This window comes from Demetria terragena DSM 11295 (genome assembly GCF_000376825.1).
Classification (GTDB): Bacteria; Actinomycetota; Actinomycetes; order Actinomycetales; family Dermatophilaceae; genus Demetria; species Demetria terragena.
On the sequence record NZ_AQXW01000004.1, the window covers coordinates 896,080 to 915,464 of the forward strand.

Genomic DNA, 19,385 nt, shown 5'->3' on the forward strand with positions numbered 1-19,385 from the left:
GTTCTTACACTTCGCGATCCAGCGGCAGCCAGGCCAAGAAGCGTTGGATGTGCTCGTCCCAGAACTCCCAGGTGTGTTCCCCAGGATGCTCCTCCGCGGTGATGGCGATCCCCCGCCGCTCTGCCGCCTCGACCACGGTCCGCTGATGGCTAATCAACTCATCGTCGGTGCCGCAGGTTGCCCACAGGGCCGGGAGCGCCGCCGGGTCTGCTGCCCGCAGGAGCTCAACAAGGTCGTCCTCCGCCGGCGGGCCGCCCGCGCCCCAGATGTTGGCAACCAAGTCCTCACGCGAGCCAGACTCGTGCACCGCGCAAATGTCGAGCGCGCCGGACAGCGAGCCCGCTGCGGCGAACCGGCCGGGTTGGCGCAAGGCCAATTTGAGTGCGCCGTACCCGCCCATCGATAGGCCCGCGACGAAGGCCCAATAACGCCCGCCGCCGTGGGCCAGGTCGGTATAAAAACTGCGATGCACCTGAGGCATGACGACCGCGATCCCGAGTTCGGAGGCGTACCGCTCGATGCTGGTACGCCGCATCCAGGCGGTGTCATCGTCTGAAAGCCCATGGAGGAGATAGAGCACGGGCGCTTGTCCCTCGCGTGACGTGCCACCCATACCGATCTGGGTCGACGTCGACTGCGGCATCAGCACGGTCATCGAGGTGCTCAGCTCCAACGCGTCGGAGAAGAAATCGCAGCGCATATGAATCATGCGCGCACCCTAAGTCCGGGGACGAACCCTCCCCGAGACATGGCGGAGCCCCTGGCCGATGTCCACGGTCGGCCAGGGGCTCCCAATCTCCTACAAATCCTGCGCGAGGAGATCAATCACGCAGGTCTAGTGACTCCTGCAGCGCGCGGCGTGCGTCCAGCTGCTCTTCAGTCATGTCGGTGTCCTTCACGTTCGGCGCCGCCACGAGGCGGCCAGTAACTATGAGTGGTCGGGAAGCAACTCGTGCGGGTTCTCCGCGACGGAGTGTTGCCTCATATCGACCTGACGCCGCGCCGAAGGATGAGGCGCGAGCGACAGGCCCTAAGGTACGGCGGCGCGTCCACGTTCTGGAACCCGTTTCTCAGGATGAGAGACGGGTTCAGGTCAGCGAGACGACGAACCTTCGACGTAGTCGGTGTCCTGATCGGTGTCGATCCAGGCCATGAGCTCGCGCAGGCCCTTGCCGGTCTTCTCGATCGGGTGCTGGGCGGCCTTCTCGCGGAACGCCTTGAACTCCGGCGCCCCGGCATCCTGGTCATCGATGAATCGCTTGGCGAAAGCGCCGTTCTGCACGTCCGCCAGCACCGCCTTCATATTTTCCTTCACGCTCGGGTCGATCACCCGCGGGCCGGAGACGTAGTCGCCATACTCCGCAGTGTCGGAGATCGACCAGCGCTGCTTGGCGATACCGCCCTCGACCATGAGGTCGACGATGAGCTTGAGTTCGTGCAGGCACTCGAAGTACGCGACCTCCGGCTGATAGCCCGCCTCGATCAGCGTCTCGAAGCCGTACTGGACCAGCTGTGACGCGCCACCGCAGAGCACGGCCTGCTCGCCGAACAGATCCGTCTCGGTCTCTTCGGTGAAGGTCGTCTTGATACCGCCAGCGCGAAGACCACCGATGGCCTTGGCGTAGGACTTCGCGAGCGTCCAAGCCTCGCCGGACGGGTCCTGCTCGACGGCCACGATGACGGGAACACCTCGCCCATCAACGTATTCGCGGCGCACCAAGTGTCCTGGGCCCTTGGGTGCCACCATGAAGACATCGGAAGTTGCCTCGGGCTTGACGTAGTCATAGCGAATGTTGAAGCCGTGACCAAAGACCAGCGCCGTGCCCTCGTTGAGGTTGGGCTTGATCTGCTCGGCGTAGACCGTGCGCTGCACCTGGTCGGGGGTCAGGATCACCACGACCTCAGCTTCCTTCACCGCCTCGGCCACGGTCAGGACACGGAGGCCTTCATTCTCGGCCTTCTCGCGGCTCTTGGAGCCCTCGGCCAGTCCGACGCGGACGTCTACGCCACTGTCGCGCAAATTCAACGCGTGCGCGTGGCCCTGGCTGCCGTAACCAATGACGGCCACCTTCTTGGCCTGGATAGCGGTCAGATCGGCGTCGTCGTCATAGAACATCTCAGCCACGGTGAATCTCCTGTATTTCGTGTTGTCCAGCTTGTGGATGTGGGGTCATTGGGCGGTCGAAGGTCATGCCGAACGGAGTGACCGGTCGGTGATCGAGCGAGAGCCACGGCCCATCGCGATCACGCCGGACTGCACCAGTTCACGCACACCGTACGGCTCCAGCGCCGCGAGGAAAGCGCCGACCTTGTCGCGCGCTCCGGTCGTCTGAATGATGATCGAATCTGGTTGCAGGTCAATAACATTGGCTCGAAACACTTCGACCAACTGAAGCACTTGCGACCGGGTCGTCGGATCACAGCGCACCTTGATGAGTAGCACCTCGCGCTGCACCGAGGAGTCGCCCTCCAACTCGACGACCTTGCGCACCTCGATGAGCTTGTTGAGCTGCTTGGTCACCTGCTCGAGCGCAATCGACTCGACGTCAACCACGATCGTCATGCGCGACACCTCGGGCTGCTCGGTGGGGCCCACGGCGAGCGATTCGATGTTGAATCCACGACGCGCGACCAAGCCCGCGATTCGGGCGAGCACGCCGGGCTGGTTTTCAACCAACACGGACAGCGTGTGATGGGTGGGCATGTCAGAGCTCCTCTGCGGTCTCGTCGCTGGCTTCGTCGTCTTCGCGGTCCCAGACCGGAGTCATGGCCCGCGCCATGGTGACCTTGTCATTGCTGACCCCCGCGGGGACCATGGGCCACACCATCGCATCGCGCTCAACAACGAAGTCGATGACGACTGGACGGTCATTGATCTCCAGCGCCTGTTTGATCGTGGCGTCCACGTCTTCCGGTGTCTCGCAACGCAACCCGGCACATCCGTATGCCTCCGCCAGCTTGACGAAGTCGGGCACCCGACTGCCGCCCGCCGAGGTGTGCAAGTCGGTGTTGGAATAGCGCTGGCTGTAGAACAGGGTCTGCCACTGGCGCACCATGCCAAGGCTGGAGTTGTTGATGATCGCGACCTTGATCGGGATGTTGTTAATCACGCAGGTCGCGAGTTCTTGGTTGGTCATCTGGAAGCAACCGTCACCATCGATGGCCCACACAACCCGGTCTGGTTCGGCTACCTTGGCACCCATAGCGGCTGGCACGGCGTAGCCCATCGTCCCGGCGCCGCCGGAGTTGATCCAGCTGTTGGGCCGCTCATACTGCACAAACTGAGCCGCCCACATCTGGTGCTGACCCACTCCAGCCACATAGGTCGCCTCCGGTCCGGTCAACTCACCAATGCGTTGGATCACCGCCTGCGGCGCCACTCCTCCCGGCTCGGGATCGGCGTAGCCCAGGGGGAAATCCTTCTTCCAGGTCGCCGTCCGCCGCCGCCAAGCGGTGTAGTCGCCCCCCTCGCCTGCCTCGATCGCAGGGCTCAGCATGTCGACAAGCGCGCGAATGACCTGCTTGCAATCACCGACGATCGGCACGTCGGCTGCGCGGTTCTTGGAGATCTCGGCTGGGTCGATATCAGCGTGAATCACCTTGGCGTACGGCGCGAATGAGCTGAGTTGGCCAGTGACTCGATCGTCGAATCGAGTGCCCAGCGCAATCAGCAGATCGGCTCGCTGGAGAGCAGTCACCGCCGGAACCGAGCCGTGCATGCCAGGCATTCCCAGGTGCAATTCATGGCTATCGGGAACCGCGCCGCGCGCCATCAAGGTCGTGACCAAGGGGATCTGCGCGAGGTCGACCAGTTCGCGAATTTCCGCGGACGCCTCGGCGCGGATCACGCCGCCACCGACATACAGCACCGGGCGCTCGGCGGCCCGAATCATCTCGGCAGCGGCCTTGATCTGTTTGTGGTGCGGCCGGGTCGTGGGGCGGTAGCCCGGAAGGTCAGCCGCATCGGGCCACACATGGGTGGTAGTGGCCGTCAAGGCGTCTTTGGTGATGTCCACGAGCACGGGGCCGGGTCGGCCTGTCGATGCCACGTGGAACGCCTCGCGAATGGCCCGCGGGATGTCCGCAGGGTCTGTGACGAGGTAGTTGTGCTTGGTGATCGGCATGGTGATGCCGCGAATGTCGGCTTCCTGAAAGGCGTCAGTTCCGATCGTCTTGGAACTAACCTGCCCGGTGATAGCGACGATCGGCACCGAGTCCATGTAGGCGTCGGCCAAAGGCGTGACCAGGTTGGTTGCCCCAGGTCCGCTCGTGGCCATACAGACCCCGACTTTGCCTGTTGCCGCCGCGTAGCCCTGGGCCGCATGCCCGGCGCCCTGCTCGTGACGAACCAGAATGTGGCGCACCGTCACCGAGTCCAGCAGCGGGTCATAAGCCGGCAGGATGGCGCCGCCGGGGATCCCGAAGACGGTGTCGACTTCGGCGGCCTCCAACGCCAGGACGAGGCTCTGGGCGCCGGTGACTTCTACCGATTCGGGGCGCACCTGGGAGGCGATATCGGCGGGCGAGGGAGCACGTCGGTCTTGGGCCTTCAGGTCAGTCACGGAGGTCACCGCTTTCATGTGTCGTTCGTCGGGCACAAAAAAACCCTCAGCCCGGAAGGGCAATGAGGGTGAGCGCGCAGGGCCGGAGGCCTAGCGCGCTAAGGAAGTACGAGAATTCGTGCCACGACCTCATCTTCTGTTGGCCAGACTCAATGGTCAACATCGTGAGACAGGCATCTCACTATCCGGTCGCCCCAAAATGACGTGGCATGGCCGGACCCCGATGAGGCAGAGTGCACTCGGCACGTTTCACCGTCGAACAAGGAGCACGCGATGCGCAGCAGCGCCGCAGGATGCGGGGTGGCCGGACTGGCCAGCTTCGGCCTGGTCAGGCCCGCCATCTCACCTCCCCGCCATCGACCGAAAGAGCCGTGCCATGAATCCACTGACCGCTGACGCCATTCGCGCGAGCCTGATCAACACCAGCAAACGAGAGCGCACCCAGGCCACCCTCCCCGACCTCGACATCATTCGCTGGGACCGTCTAGATCTGCTCGGGTGGATCGACCCTAAGCGCCCGCAACTCGCGTATGTCGTGCTCGAGCATGAGGGCACGCCCACCGGAATCATGCTGCGGACGAACGAGCCGTCCGCGCGTAGACGGCGTAAAGCGGTGTGCTCCTGGTGCGAGGACGTGATCGAGACCGACGACGTGTCGATGTACGTGGCTCGCCGCGCCGGTGCACCCGGCCGCCGTGGCGATTCGATCGGGACGCTGATCTGCACCGACTTCCGGTGTTCGCGCAACGTGCGGCGTCAGCCGACCGAGTCCGAGGTCTTCAGCAATGACGAAGACGACAAAGAGATGTACCGGCAACTGCGGATCGCCGGACTACAAGAGCGATCGAGCCGATTCGTCAATCGCGTGCTCGGCGCGAGTGGCTGAGCCTGAGCGGGTTGTGCGTTCCAACTCACGACCTACTATTCGGAGTATGACTTCCGACGTGCGTGAGTGTTCAGTCGCGCGGACTCTGGAACTTGTTGGCACCAAGTGGACCTTGCTGGCGGTGCGCGAGATGCTGATTGGGTGCCATCGATTCGATGAGATCGCGCGCCACACCGGTGCGCCGCGCGACATCCTCACCGATCGTCTTCGCAGGCTGGAGGCCGAGGGTGTCGTGCGGCGGGTGCAATACGAGAAACGCCCTCCACGATTCGAATACCACTTAACTGAAATTGGTCGGTCACTGACGCCCATCATCGCCACGATGCGGGAGTTCGGCGATCGCCACCTCGCCGGGGAGTCCGGCCCGCCCGTGCGCTTCGAACATTCTTGTGGCTCGGAGTATCAGCCGGTCCTTGCGTGCAGGGCTTGCGGAGACATTGTCAGGCACGGCGAGGTCTCCATCGCCGAGATGCCGTCCGCTACTCGTTGAACGGGCTTTCACGCGCCTGACGCACGCCGCCTCGCTCGTAGCGGTAGAGTCACGCTGGTGAGTTGGAAAATCCAATCTAGTCGCTCGGGGCATGGCACGCTCGCTGCCGTGGCCGCGGGGACGGCACTGGTTCTCGTCACGTATGTGACGCCGATGGCGACACTTCCAGTGACCTCCGAAGACGTCGGCGCGGGCGCTGTTGCGCGAGCCTGGATTCTGAGCTCGATGAGCGTCGGCCTTGCGGGCTTCCTGCTGGCTGGGGGGCTCCTAGGGGACCGGCTTGGTCGACGGCGCGTGTATCTCCTGGGGTTGGCCGGCGTCATCGTGGGCGCCGGAGTCGTGGCGGCGAGTTGGAACCCCTGGGTTCTGGTTGGCGGACGACTCATTCAGGGCGCGGGAGGCGCGGCGGTGCTGGCCTGCGGACTCGCCCTACTCGCGCACGCCTACCCGACTGGACCGAACCGCGTCCGCGCTACCTCTGTGTGGGGCGCGAGCGTCGGGGGCGGCATCGCCGGCGGTTCGGTGCTTGCGGTGGTCCTCGATGTCGGTACCGGCTGGCGGGAGAACTACGTAGCCACCGCGGTCGGCGGCGTTGCCATCTTGGCCCTGTCGATGCGCCGGATTCCCGACTCGCGAGCGCAGTCGCCGCGCAGGATCGATGTAACTGGCCTAACACTGCTGTCGTCCGGGCTCATTCTCGCGGTCTGCGCAATGACCGAGGCCCGTACCGGGGTAGGCGCCTCGGTCGTGGTCCTGGCAACAGTCGCCCTGCTCACCTTCGGAGCGTTGATCATCGTGGAGCGGCGAGTACGACAGCCGCTGATCGACCCCGACCTGCTGCGGCTACCGCGATTCCTTGCCACGACGGTCGGCGCGTTGGTTTTGGGCGCCGGGATGATCGGCATGGCGTCATTTCTCCCGACCGTCGCCCAAGCCGGGTTTGGAGAGTCCCTTCAAGCGGCCAGCATGCCCCCTCTGGCCTGGGCGGTCACCAGCACCGTGGCTGCGTTATCGGTGAGAAGGCTGCCGTTCGACCTGCATGGGCCAGGGGCGATCGCCGCGCTGCTGGCCCTCACCGCGTTCAGCATGCTGACGGCCCTGTGGTCGGACTCTTCGGCGGGCTTGGTGGTGCCCCTGGCACTCGCCGGAATCAGCACCGGCTGGCTGAACGCGATACTCGGGCGTGACGCGGTCGCGAGCGTTCCAGCCGACCAGGCTGCCATGGCCAGCGGCGCGAACAACACCGCGCGCTACCTCGGCGCTTCCTGTGGCATCACCCTGTTCGCGATGATCGCGACGTACAGCGGAAGCGGCATCGTGGAGGGCTGGCGGAACGCGGTCGTCGCGTCAGTCATTCTCACGCTGGCTGGGGCGTTTGCCCTCGCGATCCAATCACTGAAGGAGCCGAACTCATGACCCGCGAACGTACCCACACGTGGAGCGACCCGCGCATCCTGGCCCGAGCGGCGGGAGAGTTGGATGGCATCGAATTTTTGAATCAGATCAGCGGGGGTGAGTTACCGCTGCCGCCCGTCAGCTCAACAACTGGGATCATGCCGGTTGAGGCTGGCGACGGGTGGGCCGTTTTCGAAATGGAACCGGCCGAATGGCACTTCAACCCCATCGGCTCGGTCCACGGCGGCATCCTCTCCACGATTGCCGACTCAGCGCTCGGCTGCGCGGTCCAGACCAGGCTTCCCGCAGGAACTGGCTATACCTCCTTGGATCTGACGATCAAGTTCACTCGGGCAGCCAACCTCGACAGCGATCTGCTCCGATGCCGCGGTGACGTCGTGACGATGGGACGCCGTACCGCCACCGCTGAAGCCACCATCGTCGATGCGAAGGGCCGCACCGTTGCCCATGCAATGGCCACCTGCCTGCTGTTTCCCATCCCTCCAGACTCAACGACGTCACAGCTCGCGCAGAAAGACGGAACAACCTCGTGAAGGCATTCGTCGCGACCCACTACGGCGTTGACGGACTGACGCCCAGCGAGGTGCCTACCCCTGCAGTTGGGGCCGACGACGTCCTGGTCGACGTGCGGGCCGCCAGCATCAACCCGCTGGACAAGATGGTCCGAAATGGCGAGTTCAAGCACCTACTGAAGTACAAGACTCCGTTCGTCCTCGGCCACGACGTCGCCGGCGTCGTAACGCAGACTGGCACCAACGTCGCGCGGTTTGCGGTGGGTGACGAGGTGTACTCCCGACCTCGCGATCTGCGGATAGGCACCTTTGCCGAGCACATCGCTATCGACCAGGCCGACGTGGCCCTGAAGCCGGCATCGCTGTCCTTCACCGAGGCTGGCGCAGTTCCGCTCGTCGCCTTGGCCGCGTGGCAGGCGCTCGTCGATGTCGCCAAGGTCCAACCCGGCCAGAAGGTTCTGGTGCACGCAGGGGCCGGGGGGCTCGGCTCGACGGTCATTCAGGTTGCCAAGCACCTGGGCGCTTACGTCGCCACGACTGCGCACACTAGAGACGTGGAGAAGGTCACGGCCCTCGGCGCTGATCAAGTCGTCGACTACACCCAGCAAGACTTCTCCGACGTCCTCTCCGCGTACGACCTGGTGCTGGACTCGCTCGGCGGAGACAACCTGAAGAAGTCCCTCACGATTCTCCGGCCGGGTGGTCTGGCCATCAGCGTCGTCGGCCCGCCTGACCCGGCTTTCGCCGCACAGCTCCGCCAGCCGCTGCTCAAGCCAGTCATGGCGCTCCTGAGCCGGTCGGTACGCAAGCGGGCCACGAAGTTGGGCGTTCGATACTCCTTCCTCTTCATGCAGGCCAATGGAAGCCAACTCGCGCACCTTGCCGACCTCTACGACAGCGGCGCGCTCAGGCCCGTGGTCGACCTCAGCTTCGACTTCGACCGGACGTTGGACGCCATGGCCCACGTCGAACAGGGCAAGGCACACGGCAAGGTCGTCATTACCCGCGGTGAGCCCACGCCATGAGTCAACCTCGGCGCCGCGCAGTGAGGCGAGGGTGTTGTCCGGGGCTTCTTCCGTTAGTCCCAGGACACCCCGGATCGCCCAACAGTCGCGGTGTGTTTCTCGCGGTGGACGGTGGCGTGGTGGGTTTGGCATAGCAGGGCTGAGTTGGTGAGTGAGGTTTCGCCGCCGTTGTGCCATGGAATGACGTGGTGGACTTGGCACCAGCTGGGTGGTCTTGCGCATCCGGGGTAGGTGCAATGGCGATCTCGTTCGATGACCGCGGCGCATAGCCCGCCGCTGACGAGTCGTTGCCTCCGGCCAACGTCTAAGGGTTCGCTGTCGGATCCCAGGACCATGGGGAGGATGTCCGCGTCGCACGCGAGTCGACGAACCTGACCCGGGTTGAGTGCTGCGCCGGCCTCGGTGCGCCCGAACCCGCGCAGGGTGCCGGTCAGGACGTCGTGATCGATCGTGATGACGAGTTTTGCTTGGCCGCTCGTCACGATGGCGCCATCGGCATCGATCTGGTCCGCGCCGCGGGTGAGCAGCAGCATCAACCCATCAGCGCGGCGTTTACCAGGGGTCCGGTCATCCGGCTCTCCGGTGCGTTCTCCACCGGTGTGGCGGTGGAACACCTGCTCACAGCACGTGTTGCCCGGCGCGGGCCTGGATAACGCGTCAATCGCGTGTTCTACCTGGGCAGCGTGCAACGGGCCCAGGTCGGCTACCAGTCGTGTCATCCCGTTCGGCAGGTCCATCCACGTCACCGTTTCGGCCGCATCGAGTTTGCGGTCCGCGTCATCCAGATAGTCCTGGTCCGCGAACGTGGCGATCACCCGTTTACCCAGTTCACGGATCGCCCTCGACCCTGACCCTGCTGGTAACGCGAGGAAGTACCCGAACACCTCATCACGGGTGCTACCCGGCAGCACGGGCATGATCTTTTCGACCTCGACGAGCGCGGTACTCGCTGCGGCAACCCCGACCTGGCCGGTCCTCAGCGCGGTGACCAGCACCTCGTTCTGAGGCTGGGTACACGCGGCCGCAACCTTCGCGATTCGTGCCGCGACCACTGGCTCCACCCCCGGCCAATCAACCCGTGCCGGTTCACGACGCGCAGGGTGCACCGCATCAGGAAGCAAACGCCCGATCGGTTCACCAGATGCCAGGCGGGATACCCACTGTGTTGCTCCGGCAGCGGTCGAGTCATCGATCACACCCCGCTGTATTGCTTCAGCGACCAAGCCGACAGCTGCGGACTCGGCCAACTGCAGCACCGCCAACACCTCCTGAGTCAGCACCGCTAACTGCCCACTCGAGGCCTGATACCGAACAGCAGTAATCCCCGTTAACGCCTCAAGTACGGCATGCACCCGCCCAGCACACTCATGAACACTCATCCCAGCGTCCGCGGGCACACCGCCCACCGTCAGGGGCGTCACATCAGCCAACAACGGCACATCCACAGACACGAATCACACCTCCCCGCCAACCAGTAATCCGAACTAGTGTTCGAACTACTCCCCACACTAACCCCGACCACCGACAGCATGGCGCGACCGTTCGCCGTCGCCGAGTATCTCGAAGGAGGCGAGCCGCATAAGGCCGCCGGCCTCAGGCCTTCCCGACGCTCACCTTGGTCAGGATCTCCGGCCAGGTCTGCTCTAGGCGCCGTCCGCCAGCCGTCACGCCCAACCGGAGGATGAGCAGGCCCCACGCCAATCCGACGGCGAGCAGGATGGCCGCAACCAGGGTGTCTGACCCCCAGATCATCAGCGGAATCAAGATCGGCGCGGCAAGCACGACGGTCGCTAGCCCCGCGCCGAAGAAAATCAGCATCGTGAGGACGCCCGCTCCGGAGCCGCCCGTACCAAAGGGGTTTGTTCCGGGCGGTGGCGCCTGGCCTGGATTTATGGCCCCGACCCACGAACACACGCCGAGGCCGCCGAACAGCAGCGGTGGTAGCGCGGCAAGCAGCGGCAGCCACAGGTCGGCGCGCCCGCTCATCGCGAGGGCAGCGGCGTAGCTCAACACCAGAATGGGGGCAGTGATCGTCAGCACCGCGAGGATCCGGCCCATCCGATCGGCAACGGCGGGAGCGCCCAAGGCGACGTGGGTCCAGAGTGCCGAGTGGTCGTACGCCAAGTCGGCAACCAGCCCCACCCCGACGAGGGTCGCAAGGATCACCGGCATGGCGAACGCCCCAAGTCCCGCACCTCCGGGGCCAAATGTGCTCGTCACGCCGATCATGAGCGGCACGACCACCAAGCTCACAAGCGAGACCGAGTAGCGGGGGTCGCGTCGCCAGTAGCGCAGGCAGCGTGCGGCAATGGCACCCGCGGGGGTCGCCGGATAGATCCGGTCAGCGAATCCTCCGGCACCGGCCGCGGGTGCCGAACCGGCCTCAATGGCTGTGGTCAATGCGCGATGCAGTGCGCGACCCCAGACCACCCACAGCAAAACCACGAGCGCGAGCGCAAGAACCAACCGTGCGGCGGCCACACCCCACTGCTGCTGCGCGACGTCTCCGGGCACCGCGGCCGCCCACCCGAGTGGCGTCCACCCCAGCACGGCCGCCGAATCCTCCATCAGTCCGGCAGTTCTGTCTGGGTCGGCGGCCAGGCCATTGGTCAGCAACTGCGATCCCAACCCGAACGAGACGACGAAGATGCCCAGCACCAACGCCGAGAAGTCCTGAAAACGACGAGAGGAGAGTGCGGCCGCGAACCACGAGGTCAACGCGCGTGCCGCCAAAAAGCAGGTGAGCAGGAGCACCGGCGCCATCAGCAGCGCCACGACAATAGTCAGAGCAGACTGTCCGGTCCAGGCCAACAGCGAGCCGAGCAAGACCAGGGCGGTCAGGACACCGGGAACCCCGCACAGCCCGGCGGCGAGCAGTGCAGGGCGAAGTTGGTTGATCGTCAACGGGAGTAGCGCGAATCGTGCCGGGTCCAAAGTCGCGTCGACCCCAAAAAGCAGCAATGGCAGCACAATCCACGCAATCACCACGCTCGTGAGGATGGCAACCGTAAGGCTTTGGATCTGCGCGGCGGAGTTGGACGCGCTCACCGCAAAGGTCACGACTATTGCGGTCACGGCCACGAGACCGAAGAACGCACCGAGCAGAAGTCCGATGACGCGACCGGGGCTCTGTCGCAGGCCCCGGGCCATCAGAGTCAGTTGGAGCCGGGCGAGGACTGCAACCACGACAGCACCTCTCCTTCCCCGGCCCGCACCCCAGCCAGCCCGAGAAAACGTTGCTGGAGTGTCTGGCCCTGTCGTACGTCATCGAGCCCGCCCTCAGCGACCACCTGACCGTCGACGATGACGGCGAGGTGGTCGCACAGACTCTCCACGAGTTCCATCACGTGACTGGACAGGACCACCGTGCCGCCCCCGGCGACGTACTGCTGCAGGATCTGCCGGATGACCTGGCCCGACACCGGATCGACGGCTTCGAAAGGTTCGTCCAGCAAGAGCACTCTCGGCGCGTGGATCAACGCACAGGCCAGACCGATCTTCTTGGTCATACCGGCGGAGTAATCCACCACCAACTTGTCACCGGCATCGGCCAAACCGAGCGACCCGAGTAATTGGTCGCGACGCTCAAGCACGGTCGGCTCCGGCATGCTGCGCAACAGGCCGTGATAGCGCAGCAACTCCCGGCCGCTCAGCCGGTCAAACGTCCGTAGCCCGTCGGGCAGCACGCCCATCAGTGACTTCGCCTTCGCCGGGTCGCTCCACACGTCGTGGCCCAGCACGACTGCGCGTCCCAGGTCGGGACGCAGTAGCCCGGTCACCATCGACAGCGTCGTGGTCTTGCCCGCGCCATTCGGCCCGACTACGCCATACATCGAGCCGCGCGGAACGCGAAGTGACAGGTGATTGACCGCGACTTTGTTGCCGAACTGCTTGGTCAGCCCGTCCAGGACCAGTGCCTCATCCCCGAGAAGAGTCATGTCTCGAGTCAAGCACAGTCCTTGACACCCGGGCCCGGAACTTCTCCGATCAGGTCGTCATCCCCGCGCCCTCGATGGCAGGGCTGGCCAGGGCACGCATCCGCTTCAGCAAACGGCTGTCGACCGGCCGAACATTCGGATGCAAGCCTCCTGCGGCATCGACCTCCGCTTGCCAGCGTTCCTGACGCGTGCGGAAGACCTCCGGATCCTGCAGCTCCTGACACATCAACGTGTCGGCATTGAGATCGACGACGATGGTGTCGCCATCCTCGACAAGGGCGATGGGCCCTCCCGCGGCGGCCTCCGGTCCAACGTGTCCAATGACCAAGCCCACTGACCCGCCAGAGAAGCGGGCGTCCGTCAGCAGCGCGACGGTGATGCCCCGCTCCCGACACAGAGCAGTGATCCGCGACGTGGGGTCGAGCATCTCGGGCATTCCCGGCGCCCCGCGCGGGCCCTCGTACCGAATGACCACCATGTCGTGATCGGCGAAACTCTCCGGCTGATCGATCAGCGCCGCCAGGAGGTCGACCTCGCTATTGAACACGCGGGCCTTACCAACAAACTGGTTGTTGGCATCGATGCCGCCTTCGACACCAGCCAATTTGAGCACCGCGCCGCCGTCAGGGCTGAGGTTCCCGCCGAGCACGCGTAGACCTCCGGTGTCTTTGAACGGCGCACTCATCGGGTGGATGACGTCGCCGTCGGGAGCCGGCGGGTCGAGGGACGCAACCTGCTCGGCCAGCGTCTGACCGGTGCAGGTCATGGTGCTGCCGTCGATGAGGCCCGCGCCCAGCAACTCCTGGAGGATCACCGGCAACCCACCACGGTCTTCGATGTCGACCATGGAGTACTGCCCGAATGGGCGCGCGTTGATTAGGACGGGCAGCGAGTGAGAAAGCCGGTTGAACTCCGCTGGACTCATCACGTCGGCCCAGAAGTCGATGCCGGCCGCACCCGCGATCTTCGGGGCGTGCAGCAGCACGTTGGTCGAGCCGCCCATCACGATCGCGACGATGGTCGCGTTGCGCAGCGCGGCTGGCGTGACCAGATCGCGCGGACGCAAACCGCGATCGCTCATCACCTGCAGGCAGTCGACCAGTTGCTCCGGGAACAACTCCAGCCGGCGCGGATCATCGGAGCCAGGCGCAACCATGTGAACTGGTTCAAGGCCGATGGTGGCGATGAAGGACTGCATCGTGTTGTACGTGAACATGCCGCCGCACGACCCGATACCGGGGCAGGCATGACGAGCCCAGCGCTCTCGCTTGGCAAGGTCAGGGTCAGACGCCACCTGGAAGCAACCGACCAGATCGATCGTCTCGCCGGTTTCCGGGTCATGGCCGGGGCGGATCGAGCCATCGGACATCACGACCGCAGGTACGTTGTGCTCCAGTAGCGCAGCAACGGTTCCCACCGGCGGCTTGTCGCACGCGACCACCGCGATGACGCCCTGCAGGTCGCTGCCTTCAAGATGCACCAACATGCCGTCGTGGACGGTCTCGCGGCCGATCAGCGAGTAGCGCATCTGCGGTGTCCCGTTGCGCTGGCCGTCCGAAATACCGCTGGCAAAACTCGGGGCAATCAACCGTCGGTGCAACTCACGCTCGCGGATGCGACGGCCCAACTCCTCGTGCACAGCGCTGACCTTGTCGGCGACACCGCCGTAGCAGATGGAGTCACCGAGCGTGCCGACCACACCCCAGGTGTCGCCGTGGACGTCGTCGGGGTCCTGTCCCAGCAGGTGAGCGGTGGCGACCGCTTGGCAGTCCTGGCCGGGTTTCCAGATGGTGGTACTCATAATGTCGATTATGACTCAGCGCCGTATGTGCTGACGCGGCGGAACTCATGCTGAGAACCGCGACGTGCGCACCTCCACCAACTCCGCCGAGCCCGCGGCAAGATCCGCCCAGGCAGTGCTGATGCGGAAGACCGCCGCGGTGCAGGTCGGGAAGCTATCTCCCAGGCTCGCACGAGCAACTTGATCCCCGTTGCCGTCATCCAGTAATGCCGCGAGCATCGGCACCCCTGGCGAATGACCAACCAACGCAACGGTGCTCGCGTTGTCGTCGGTCTCACGCAGGACCTGCAACAACTGCTCGTCGGAGGCGTTATAGATGCGCTCATCGTGGTCGACTAGGCCCCCCTGGCCGGTCGCTTCGACGACCGCGCTCCACGTCTGCCGGGTGCGAAGCGCGGGGCTGCAGAACACTTGGGTGGGCAGCAAGTTTTCGTCTTTGAGCCACTCCCCTGCGGCTGTGGCGTCGGCGACCCCACGCTCGGTCAGCGGCCGGTCACGATCGGCCCGCCCTTCAGGGTCGGCAGCCTTGGCATGGCGCAGCAGGATGAGCACGCGAGTCGAATCCGTCATGGCTCCATGGTGACGCATCACGCGACGATGTGACTCAGTCGCTCACCACGCGCATACCGAGTCAGTTCGCGGCGCAAGAAATCCACCGCACGCGGCTCGAACGCCGTCGAGGCGCCGCCCACATGTGGACTGATCAGCAAGCCCGGGCAGGACCACAGGGGGTGACCGTTCGGCAGCGGCTCCGGGTCAGTGACATCGAGCGCGGCGCGCACCTTCCCCGCCTGCAACGCCGCGACAAGCGCGTCAGTGTCGACCACCTTGCCGCGGGCGACATTGACGACGAGCGCTCCATCAGGAAGCGCCGCCAAGAAGTCGGCGTCTACCAGGCCTTCAGTGGCGTCAGTCAGAGGAACGATCAGAATGACGATCTCGGCGCTCGGGAGCAGGTCAGGTAGATCCTCGATCCCGTGCACCTCATCGACGAACTCGTCCCCGGGACGACGCCGTGAGGCCACCGCCGTGACGTTGGTCTCAAAGGCATTCAGGCGCCGAACGATGGCTCGACCAACAGAGCCGTACCCGAGGACGAGGACGTTTCGGTCAGCCAGGGACGGGAGGCCAGCGGCGCGCAGCCACTCGCCACGTTCCTGAGCCCGCGCAAAATCAGGGAGGCCGCGCTGCGCGGCGAGGGTCAGTCCGAGCGCTAGTTCGGCAGTCGACGTGTCGTGAATTCCCGCGCCGTTGGCGAGAACCACTCCGTCTGGCAGATACCTCAGCGCGTGCTCATATCCCGCAGTCACCAATTGGACCGCACGCAGCTGAGGCAACTCGGCCAGCCACTCAAGACGCTTTGGCGAGGCCATATAGGGGCCGACGACCACCTCGATGTCCTCGCGCACTGGGGCCGCGCTGAGATCCCAGTGGACGAACTCGACATCAGGGACATCGCCAAGTGCAGCGACCCAGTCCAGGACGGGGAGGGAGACGACAGTCATGGACTCACCGTAGGAGACGCCGTTGTCACCGCGTGCACAGGTCCGAAGGTGATAATCACCCATGCTGACCAACGCCCGTCGCACCGGCGCCCTTCTCGTCGTGATCAGTTGTGCCCTCGCATCATGCTCGAGCGCCGACCCAGCGGAAAACACTCGCACGGTCACGCCATCGGCACCTGCAGCGTCCGCCACTCCCGGCCCCACGGGATCACATCCCTCATTCGGAAGCACGGTCGTGACGGGACTCGATGTTCCATGGGGACTCGCGTTCTTGCCAGATCGCTCAGCGCTCGTCACTCAACGCGACCAACGCTCCGTCCTCCACCTACGCGCAGGCGTCCAGCCGCGCACGGTTGCCACGGTGAGTGATGCTCGCCCCGACCAGGAGGGAGGTCTGCTTGGCATCGCCGTGTCCCCCGAATTTGCCACAGACAAAAGGGTATTCGTCTACTACACCGCCGCGGGCGACAACCGAGTCGAACGGATGAAGTGGACGGGCTCAACGCTGAAGAGTGACAAGGTCATCCTCTCCGGCATCCCCAAGGCGTCGTTTCACAATGGTGGCCGATTGGCCTTCGGACCGGACAACCAGTTGTACGTCACCACTGGCGATGCGGGGGTGCCCTCCCGCGCACCTGACATCGAGAATCTCGGCGGCAAAATCTTGCGGATCACCCAGGACGGCAAGGCAGCGACCGGAAACCCCATCTCGGGGTCGAGGGTGTGGTCCTACGGGCACCGAAACGTGCAGGGCATCGCCTGGGATGACGACCGCCGGATGTACGCCACGGAGTTCGGCCAGAACACCTTTGATGAGTTGAACCTCATCACGCCGGGAAAGAACTACGGCTGGCCCACCGTAGAAGGAAAGGCCAACCGACGCGGCTTCATCGACCCGCTCGTCCAGTGGCGTACGTCTGAGTCCTCCCCCAGCGGCCTCGCAATTAACGGCGACAACGCGTATGTCGCAGCCCTGGCCGGTCAACGTGTGTGGCAGGTGCCGTTGCGGGACGGCAAGGCGGGCACACCCGCCAGAGCGAGTATGCCCGCCCTCGGGAGGGTACGAACGGTTCACGTCGATCCGTCCGGCGCCTTATGGGTGATGAGTAACAACACCTTTCGCGGTGATGCCCGCGACGGCGACGATCGAATTATTCGCTGGGAACCGAAGTAGCCGCCGCCGGTGCCTTCTTGCGAGCCGAGCGCAGCGAGAATGCGAGCCCAATCTGCGTGGCACCAATGAAGATCAGGAAGATCGCGGAGAAAATGGTCAGCATCGCAATCGAGCTGAGCGGGCTCACGATCAGGACGACACCACCGATGAATCCGATGACACCGCTCACGATGGCCCAACCGCGGCCTGCCTGCTTGGGTGCCGAGAGCGCCTGAATGGCACCACTCACGCCGCTGATGATCCACCCGATCCCGATCCAGACGGCCAAGAAGACCAGCGACTGCAACTCCGAGCGCAGGCACATCACGCCAAGAATGATGGAAATGACGCCGCTCAGCACACCAAGGACCCGGAAACTGCCGGGAGTGTCTGGGCCGAACGCCGTGATCAGGTCAAGGATTCCCCGCGTCAGGAGGTACGCCCCAAACATGATGGCCACCACGAGCAAGGTGGGTGCTGGCCATGCCAAGGTCATGATGCCCAGCAGCATTGCGAGGACTCCCACACCTAGGACATAGGTCCAGCTCTTCTGCGCAATACGCGCTAACGGGGATTCCTGGGCAGGGTCGAGCTCAGTCGCGGAAGTCATGAAATCTCCTGTTGAGGTGGCCTGCCTGACAGGCCGGGACAGCGAATGCTCCCCCACCATCAATCGTCGCGGCACACCTCGCACACCGCCATGTCGATTCGACCAACCTTGCCTAGATCGGTTGTCGTCGGCTCCAACCCGCGATCAGACCGGCGCAGCCCACACGACGTAGTTTCGGACGCTATGCCCGTTGTTGGATGGCGCATCGTCATCACACGTGATCAGGGCGATGACTGGCTTGGCGGACTGACCCCAGACTCGGGGGTCGCGTTGGAGTGCCTTCTTGCCTACCGGCTCCTTGTTGTAGATCCGGAACGTGCGCTCTCCACCTCCGGCATAGCCGATGGTGATGCGGTCGCCCGGTGACAGGTTCGGCAGAGTGGAAAAGATGCCCGGTCGTCCACCGTATGCACCGACGTGACCCGCAATGACCGAAATCCCGGGCGCACCGGGTCGAGGTGAGGCCGTGTACCACTGGACCACGTGCGGGGGCGGATTGATCGCCCCGTTGCTCAGGCCCATGGCGCGGACCGGCTCGTTGAGGCCCACGCTCGGCATGGTCAACCGAACGGGCACTCCGCTGGCCACCTGACGGGAGGTGGCTGTTGGTGCAGGCTTGGTCGTTTTCGGCGCCGGTGGCGTGGTGCTGGTCGGCTTTGCCGTGCTGGTCGTGCTGCTCGTGGTCGCCGTGCTCGTCGTCGCTTGAGGCGCCTTCGTCGTCTTCGTCGCCGTCGCTCGCACAGGCGAGGTGATGGATGACGAGACGGTCGGTGTCGTACCCCCTGCCGAGTCGGAGTCCCCGCAGCCGGTCAACGCCCCAGACGCCGCGATGGCCAGAACCCCCGCTGACCATGATCGAAACACCTTCACCGAGTCCCCTTACACAGGTTTTGCCCACACGACATAGTTGTCGACGTGGTGCCGATCGACGACCTGCGAATTGGCATCGCACGTAATCAGGGCGAGAACCGGGGTATCTGAGGACCCCCACACGCGGCCGTCGGTCTGAAGTTTGTTCTTGCTAATGGCTTCTTCGGCATAGACCTTGAACTTCCTGGTCTTGCCGTCGCCGTAGGACACCGTCACCACGTCACCCTTGTCGAGTTCGTCAAGGTCGTGGAAGACATCCGGTCCGTCGTACTCCACGTGCCCGGCAATGACCGAGATTCCCTTGGCACCGGGGACGACCGACTTGTTGTACCACTGCACCACGCCAGCGGGCGGGTTGATCGTGCCCTCTTTCGAGACACCCATCGACGCGACCTTCTCGTCAAAATCGATGCTTGGCATTGACAGCCCGGCAGGCTTACCCGCCGGCGCTTGGGTGCTCGAAGCGGTGGGCCCCGGCGCAGCACCGTTCAACCCGGTGCTGCCACCGGCCGACACCGACGGCGACGAGGGGGTGCCCGTGTCGCTGCCGGCACAGCCGGTCAACGCGATCAGGGCCACCGCAATAGTCGTCGCCGTCGATGTCCGACCCATGCGAA

Annotated in this window: 19 protein-coding genes; 6 read left to right on the forward strand and 13 right to left on the reverse strand. The window is 64.7% G+C overall.

From position 1 onward, the window contains the following. Window positions 1-4: 4 nt before the first annotated feature. The 4 genes from F562_RS0108370 to F562_RS0108385 form a co-directional block, all read right to left on the reverse strand. Window positions 5-709, reverse strand: a complete 705-nt coding sequence (locus tag F562_RS0108370) for an alpha/beta hydrolase (protein WP_026181120.1) — start codon at window positions 707-709, stop codon at window positions 5-7. A 384-nt stretch (window positions 710-1,093) separates the two neighbouring features. Further along, the gene (gene ilvC, locus F562_RS0108375; protein WP_018156500.1) at window positions 1,094-2,125 is read right to left on the reverse strand and encodes a ketol-acid reductoisomerase; all 1,032 of its coding nucleotides are present in this window, start codon (window positions 2,123-2,125) and stop codon (window positions 1,094-1,096) included. Between the two features lie 63 nt (window positions 2,126-2,188). After that, a complete protein-coding gene (gene ilvN, locus F562_RS0108380; protein ID WP_018156501.1) occupies window positions 2,189-2,704 on the reverse strand; it encodes an acetolactate synthase small subunit in 516 nt (171 codons plus the stop codon). 1 nt (window position 2,705) lies between these two features. After that, window positions 2,706-4,580 carry an acetolactate synthase large subunit gene (locus F562_RS0108385; protein WP_018156502.1) on the reverse strand — a complete coding sequence of 625 codons (1,875 nt, stop codon included), beginning with the start codon at window positions 4,578-4,580 and terminating at the stop codon, window positions 2,706-2,708. 358 nt (window positions 4,581-4,938) lie between these two features. Between F562_RS0108385 and F562_RS0108395 the strand changes: the two genes are divergently transcribed. The 5 genes from F562_RS0108395 to F562_RS0108415 are packed head-to-tail and all read left to right on the forward strand — an operon-like array spanning window position 4,939 to window position 8,891. Then, window positions 4,939-5,448, forward strand: coding sequence for an FBP domain-containing protein (locus tag F562_RS0108395; RefSeq protein WP_018156504.1), 510 nt, complete (start codon window positions 4,939-4,941; stop codon window positions 5,446-5,448). A gap of 46 nt (window positions 5,449-5,494) precedes the next feature. After that, on the forward strand, window positions 5,495-5,938 hold the full coding sequence (locus F562_RS0108400; RefSeq protein WP_026181121.1) for a winged helix-turn-helix transcriptional regulator: 444 nt from the start codon (window positions 5,495-5,497) through the stop codon (window positions 5,936-5,938). 57 nt (window positions 5,939-5,995) lie between these two features. Continuing rightward, window positions 5,996-7,354, forward strand: coding sequence for an MFS transporter (locus tag F562_RS0108405; RefSeq protein WP_156822586.1), 1,359 nt, complete (start codon window positions 5,996-5,998; stop codon window positions 7,352-7,354). After that, window positions 7,351-7,887 carry a PaaI family thioesterase gene (locus F562_RS18530; protein WP_018156507.1) on the forward strand — a complete coding sequence of 179 codons (537 nt, stop codon included), beginning with the start codon at window positions 7,351-7,353 and terminating at the stop codon, window positions 7,885-7,887. The genes F562_RS0108405 and F562_RS18530 overlap by 4 nt, the downstream gene beginning before the upstream one ends. Then, the gene (locus tag F562_RS0108415; protein WP_018156508.1) at window positions 7,884-8,891 is read left to right on the forward strand and encodes an NADP-dependent oxidoreductase; all 1,008 of its coding nucleotides are present in this window, start codon (window positions 7,884-7,886) and stop codon (window positions 8,889-8,891) included. Before F562_RS18530 ends, F562_RS0108415 begins: the two co-directional genes overlap by 4 nt. Before the next feature lie 53 nt (window positions 8,892-8,944). Here the strand turns inward: F562_RS0108415 and F562_RS20140 are convergent, their stop codons facing one another. The 6 genes from F562_RS20140 to F562_RS0108445 form a co-directional block, all read right to left on the reverse strand. Further along, on the reverse strand, window positions 8,945-10,342 hold the full coding sequence (locus tag F562_RS20140; RefSeq protein WP_245553633.1) for an HNH endonuclease signature motif containing protein: 1,398 nt from the start codon (window positions 10,340-10,342) through the stop codon (window positions 8,945-8,947). Window positions 10,343-10,484: 142 nt separating this feature from the next. Then, the gene (locus F562_RS0108425) at window positions 10,485-12,077 is read right to left on the reverse strand and encodes a hypothetical protein (protein WP_018156510.1); all 1,593 of its coding nucleotides are present in this window, start codon (window positions 12,075-12,077) and stop codon (window positions 10,485-10,487) included. Then, a complete protein-coding gene (locus F562_RS0108430; RefSeq protein ID WP_018156511.1) occupies window positions 12,047-12,829 on the reverse strand; it encodes an ABC transporter ATP-binding protein in 783 nt (260 codons plus the stop codon). Before F562_RS0108430 ends, F562_RS0108425 begins: the two co-directional genes overlap by 31 nt. A gap of 49 nt (window positions 12,830-12,878) precedes the next feature. Beyond that, window positions 12,879-14,630, reverse strand: coding sequence for a dihydroxy-acid dehydratase domain-containing protein (locus tag F562_RS0108435; protein WP_018156512.1), 1,752 nt, complete (start codon window positions 14,628-14,630; stop codon window positions 12,879-12,881). A 45-nt stretch (window positions 14,631-14,675) separates the two neighbouring features. Next, window positions 14,676-15,200, reverse strand: coding sequence for a SixA phosphatase family protein (locus F562_RS0108440; protein ID WP_026181123.1), 525 nt, complete (start codon window positions 15,198-15,200; stop codon window positions 14,676-14,678). Between the two features lie 17 nt (window positions 15,201-15,217). Next, window positions 15,218-16,135, reverse strand: coding sequence for a 2-hydroxyacid dehydrogenase (locus tag F562_RS0108445; RefSeq protein WP_040385661.1), 918 nt, complete (start codon window positions 16,133-16,135; stop codon window positions 15,218-15,220). A gap of 61 nt (window positions 16,136-16,196) precedes the next feature. On the opposite strand from F562_RS0108445, the gene F562_RS0108450 reads away from it, so the two are divergent. Beyond that, window positions 16,197-17,309, forward strand: a complete 1,113-nt coding sequence (locus F562_RS0108450) for a PQQ-dependent sugar dehydrogenase (protein ID WP_018156515.1) — start codon at window positions 16,197-16,199, stop codon at window positions 17,307-17,309. Here the strand turns inward: F562_RS0108450 and F562_RS18540 are convergent. From F562_RS18540 to F562_RS0108465, 3 genes are all read right to left on the reverse strand, one after another. Then, the gene (locus F562_RS18540; protein WP_018156516.1) at window positions 17,287-17,898 is read right to left on the reverse strand and encodes an HdeD family acid-resistance protein; all 612 of its coding nucleotides are present in this window, start codon (window positions 17,896-17,898) and stop codon (window positions 17,287-17,289) included. The genes F562_RS0108450 and F562_RS18540 overlap by 23 nt on opposite strands. 144 nt (window positions 17,899-18,042) lie before the next feature. Further along, on the reverse strand, window positions 18,043-18,456 hold the full coding sequence (locus F562_RS18545; protein ID WP_281164209.1) for a class F sortase: 414 nt from the start codon (window positions 18,454-18,456) through the stop codon (window positions 18,043-18,045). A 321-nt stretch (window positions 18,457-18,777) separates the two neighbouring features. Then, entirely contained in the window at window positions 18,778-19,380 is a 603-nt protein-coding gene (locus F562_RS0108465) for a class F sortase (RefSeq protein WP_156822588.1), read from the reverse strand. Between the last annotated feature and the right edge of the window lie 5 nt (window positions 19,381-19,385).